The sequence below is a fragment of the Burkholderia sp. E168m23 genome (genome assembly GCF_016586125.1).
Classification (GTDB): Bacteria; Pseudomonadota; Gammaproteobacteria; order Burkholderiales; family Burkholderiaceae; genus Burkholderia; species Burkholderia orbicola.
In genome coordinates, this window is record NZ_BCPP01000580.1 from 1 (window position 1) to 4,570 (window position 4,570).

Here is a 4,570-nt window from a genome sequence, read left to right on the forward strand (position 1 = left end):
TGCCAGGCAAGTCAGCAGACTGGAGCGGTAGTTCAGTCGGTTAGAATACCGGCCTGTCACGCCGGGGGTCGCGGGTTCGACGTCCCGTCCGCTCCGACCAAACAAACAACAATCGCCCGCCTTGTGCGGGCATTGTTGTTTGTGCGTTCGGTCGTTGTGCCCGCTTGCGGGCACGTGACTGCGGAGCGGAGGAAGCCGCCTGCGTGGCTTCCGGCGGGGCTCGAAGGGCTGCGCTTGCAAGCGCAGCCGCGGCCTGCGGGAGGTAGGCGAGTCCCGTCCGCTCCGCCAGAAAATGAAGAAGCCCGCGTCGTGCGGGCTTTTTCATTTGCATCGCTCGTCCCGCCTTCCGATCACCCCTCACCCCGCGTGCTGCATCGAGCGCCGCGCTCCTACGAGAAATTCGCGATTGCATCCGCACGCGACTGCGCTATCGTGGCGGGATGCGTTTCCGACTCCTGCGCGATGCTCGATCCGACCGACCTGCGACTCCTGTATCAGCTCCGGCCCGCGGAGCCCGGCGATTTTCCGTATGCCGAAGCGTTGACGCACGGCAATATGGGCGGCTACTACAAACGCCATGGGCTCGTCTGGCGCAGCGACCTGTTCTATGCGAGCTGGCGCGAATCCGAGAACTTCATCCTCGAGGCCGACGGCGAGCGCATCGGCGTGCTGCGCGTGACCGAGGAGGGCGATTCGCTGCATATCCGCGACGTGCAGATCGCGGCCGGCCATCGCGGGCAGGGCGCCGGCACCTATATGCTCGAGATGTCGCATCGCTGGGCACGTGCGCGCGGGCTGCACGAACTGCAGTTGCGCGTGTTCGTCGACAACCCTGCCGCGCGCTTGTACCTGCGCATGGGCTACCACGTCACCGGCCCGCGGCTCGCGCAACTCGGCTCGATTCGCCACATGGTGCGGCCGGTCTGAGGGGCCGGCGCGCCGGAGCGCGCAATCAGCGCACCGCGTCGATCGCGCCGTCATCGTCGTCCGGCGTTTCGCTGTCCGCGACACCGCCTTCCGGGCCGCGATGTTCGTAGCCACGGAGCATGAACGCGCGCGGGCTTTCGCCGAAGGCGCGGCGGAACATGGCCGAGAACGCGCTCTGGCTCTGGTAGCCGAGTTCGCGCGCGATATGCGACAGCGGGCGCCCCTGGTTCAGCAGCGGGATCGCCCGGGCGAGCAGCGCCTGCTGGCGCCACTGCGAAAAGCTCACGCCCAGTTCCTGCTTGAAAAGCCGCGATATCGTGCGCGTGCTCGCGCCGACCTCGCTCGCCCAGTGTTCGAGCGACTCCGCATGCGCGGGGTGCGCGAGTACCGATTCGCACAGCAGGCGCAGCCGTTTCTCGTCGGGCATCGGCACCGCGAGCGGTAGCGGCTCGGCCTGACTCAGTTCGTCGAGCACGAGCCCGCACAGCAGGCGCTCCCGCGCGGTGCTCAGATCGCGCGCGTCGAGTGCGACGATCAGTTCGCGCAGCAACCCTGTCACCTCGACGACGCGGCATGCATCGAGCCCGCCCGGCACGATCGACTCGTCGATGTACAGCGTGCGCAAATAGGCCTCTTCGACGATCGTGACCTCGTGCGTCACGTGCGGCGGCACCCAGATCGCGCGAGACGGCGGCACCATCCAGGTCGTGCCGGTCGTCGCGACGCGCAGCACGCCGCGCGACGCGTACGCGAGCTGAGCCCAGGCATGCGTGTGCAGCGGAATGCGGCGGCCGGCATCGACCTGCCGCGCGCGCACGCGCATCGGATGGACGGCGGTCGGCGCGAATTCCGGCGGGATGTCGATGACGTCGTACGGTTTCGATACGTCGGCTGGAGCGGGCGGATTCATGAACGGTTCGGGCAGCGCGGCGGCGATGCCGTTATTTTAGAAGGCGCAGCGCTTGCGCATGCGGCGGTTTTTCCGGCCATCATGCCGGGTTCAAATGAACTTTGTGTGGGCGCTGGCGAATCCGGGGGCGGCTGGCCGCTGCCGCGCGTCGACGGTTCGAACCATCGGGCCGGTATCGGGGTCTATCGATGCGTGCGCCATGTCGCGCCCATCGCGCGCCGAGCGCATGCAAACACGGCAACACACGAATCGAAGAGGAGAACCATGATGCGCCATGTATTCGTCTATGGCACCTTGAGAGCCGGACAGGCCAACGACATCGGCCATGCTGCCGCCCGCCACGGCATCGCCGCGCCGACGCTGCTGGGCGCGGCCGCGCTGCCCGGCGAACTGGTCGATTTCGGCACCTATCCGGGCATGATCCCCGGGGCGGCCGGCAAGTCGCTGGTCTGGGGCGACGTCTACGAGGTCGACGAGCGGCTCGTGCCGGTGCTCGACGAGATCGAGCGCGTTTATCCGGGCGTCGACTCGCTGTTCAAGCCGGAAGAAGCGACGGTCGAACTCGGCGGCCGGCAATACGCCTGCCTGTATTATCCGGTCGCCGCGCACGCGGCAGCCGGGCGTCCGCGCATCGCATCGGGCGACTGGGTCCAGCACCGGCGCGAGCAGGAAGCCGCCTGAGCGTGCCTGCCGGCGGCGGCGGGATTTGCCGCTGTCGAATCCAAAAGAAAAAGCGCCCCGCGGGGCGCTTTTTCATGCGATTGATCCGTCGTCGCACGCGACCGGCGGCACGACGTGGAGCCGGCCGACGATCGCAGCGGACAGCTCGTCAGATTTCCTCGTACAGCGGCAGCGTCAGGAATTCGGTGAAGCCTTCCGACGTCGACATCTGCTCGAAGATCGCCGCGGCGCGCTCGTACGGTTGCGTGTTGCCGCCGACCGCGCGCTTCACGTTGTCCAGTTCGATCTTCGCGAATTCGCGCACGAGTTCGGCCGTGACCTTGCGGCCGTCGTCGAGCACGCCCTTCGGCGAGCGGATCCATTGCCACACCTGCGAGCGGGAAATCTCGGCCGTCGCCGCATCTTCCATCAGGTTGTGGATCGGCACGCAGCCGTTGCCGTCGAGCCACGCGCCGAGATAGTGGATCCCGACGTTGATGTTGTTGCGCAGGCCGGCCTCGGTGATCGGCGCTTCCGGCTGGAAGTCGAGCAGGTTCCTGCCTTCGACCTGCACGTCGTCGCGCTGCTTCGCGATCTGGTTCGGCTTGTCGCCGAGCACCTTGACGAACTCTTCCATCGCGATCGGCACGAGGCCCGGGTGCGCGACCCAGCCGCCGTCGTAGCCGTCGGTCGCGTCGCGCTGCTTGTCCGAGCGCACGCCGCCCATCGCCTTGTCGTTCGCTTCCGGATCGTTCTTGATCGGAATCAGCGCGCTCATCCCGCCGATCGCCGGCGCGTTGCGCTTGTGACAGGTCTTCAGCAGCAGCAGCGCGTACGCACGCATGAACGGCACCGTCATCGTGATCTTCGAACGGTCGGCCAGGCAGAAGTCGCGGTCGTTCTTGAATTTCTTGATCGCCGAGAAGATGTAGTCCCAGCGGCCGGCGTTCAGGCCCGAGCTGTGTTCGCGCAGTTCGTACAGGATCTCGTCCATCTCGAATGCGGCGAGGATCGTCTCGATCAGCACCGTCGCGCGGATCGTGCCGCGCGGCACGCCGACTGCTTCCTGCGCGGCGACGAAGATGTCGTTCCACAGGCGCGCCTCGAGATGGCTTTCCATCTTCGGCAGGTAGAAGTACGGGCCCGAGCCGCGCGCGAGCAGTTCCTTCGCGTTGTGGAACAGGAACAGCGCGAAATCGAAGATGCCGCCGGACACGCGCTGGCCGTCGACCGTCACGTGCTTCTCGTCGAGGTGCCAGCCGCGCGGACGCACGATCAGCGTCGCGACCTTGTCGTTCAGCCGGTACGACTTGCCGTTCTGCTCGAGCGAGATCGTGCGGCGGACCGCGTCCTTCAGGTTGATCTGGCCGTCGATCTGGTTCGTCCAGCTCGGCGCGTTCGAATCCTCGAAGTCCGTCATGTACGAATCGGCGCCCGAGTTCAGCGCGTTGATGATCATCTTGCGCTCGACGGGCCCCGTGATCTCGACGCGGCGGCATTGCAGGTCGACAGGCAGCGGCGCGACCTTCCAGTCGCCTTCGCGGATCGCCTTCGTCTGCGCCAGGAAATCGGGGCGCTCGCCCGCGTCGAGGCGTTTCGTGCGCTCGACGCGCGCCTGCAGCAGCGCCTGGCGGCGCGATTCGAACGTGCGGTGCAGCGCCGCGACGAGCGCCAGCGCGTCGGGCGTCAGGATGGCTTCGTAACCCGGCTTGATTTCGCCGGTGATCGTCATGCCTTGCGGCAGCGTGATCGGGGTGCTCATGAGTCTCATCTCCTTGGTCGGTCAGTTGCGGTTTCGGTGAAGGGGGAAGGCGGCAGCTGCGAGCGTCATGCACCCGGGCCGGGGCGCGTGCGGTTTGCGGGTCTGCCGGACGGAGCCGGGGTGGGTGTGGCGAGGAAGGCGAGCAGGTCGGCCATGCCGGTGCCGGTGCCGTCGGGCGGCGCGCCGAGTTCCTCGGCGGGCGCGCCCGTGCGGTTGAGCCAGAACGTCGTGTAGCCGAACCAGGTGGCGCCGGCGACGTCCCACGCGTTCGACGACACGAACACGATGTCGCGCGGGTTCGCCCCGAACGC

Annotated in this window: 4 protein-coding genes, 1 tRNA gene and 1 pseudogene; 3 read left to right on the forward strand and 3 right to left on the reverse strand. The window is 67.2% G+C overall.

What is annotated here, in order from left to right; all coding sequences use genetic code 11:
* Positions 1–21: 21 nt before the first annotated feature.
* A tRNA-Asp gene (locus JMF90_RS25125) sits at positions 22–96 on the forward strand.
* Between the two features lie 366 nt (positions 97–462).
* Positions 463–927 (forward strand): GNAT family N-acetyltransferase, encoded by a 465-nt coding sequence (locus JMF90_RS25130; protein WP_011549510.1) that lies wholly within the window; start codon positions 463–465, stop codon positions 925–927.
* A 25-nt stretch (positions 928–952) separates the two neighbouring features.
* Here JMF90_RS25130 and JMF90_RS25135 read toward each other — a convergent pair whose 3' ends face one another.
* Positions 953–1,837 (reverse strand): helix-turn-helix domain-containing protein, encoded by an 885-nt coding sequence (locus tag JMF90_RS25135; RefSeq protein ID WP_200093632.1) that lies wholly within the window; start codon positions 1,835–1,837, stop codon positions 953–955.
* 267 nt (positions 1,838–2,104) lie between these two features.
* On the opposite strand from JMF90_RS25135, the gene JMF90_RS25140 reads away from it, so the two are divergent.
* Positions 2,105–2,518, forward strand: a complete 414-nt coding sequence (locus tag JMF90_RS25140; RefSeq protein WP_011549512.1) for a gamma-glutamylcyclotransferase — start codon at positions 2,105–2,107, stop codon at positions 2,516–2,518.
* Positions 2,519–2,666: 148 nt separating this feature from the next.
* Here the strand turns inward: JMF90_RS25140 and aceB are convergent, their stop codons facing one another.
* Both aceB and JMF90_RS25150 read right to left on the reverse strand, forming a co-directional pair.
* Entirely contained in the window at positions 2,667–4,259 is a 1,593-nt protein-coding gene (gene aceB / locus JMF90_RS25145) for a malate synthase A (protein ID WP_124478143.1), read from the reverse strand.
* Positions 4,260–4,324: 65 nt separating this feature from the next.
* Positions 4,325–4,570 (reverse strand): annotated as a pseudogene (locus JMF90_RS25150) (haloacid dehalogenase); the annotation flags it as partial.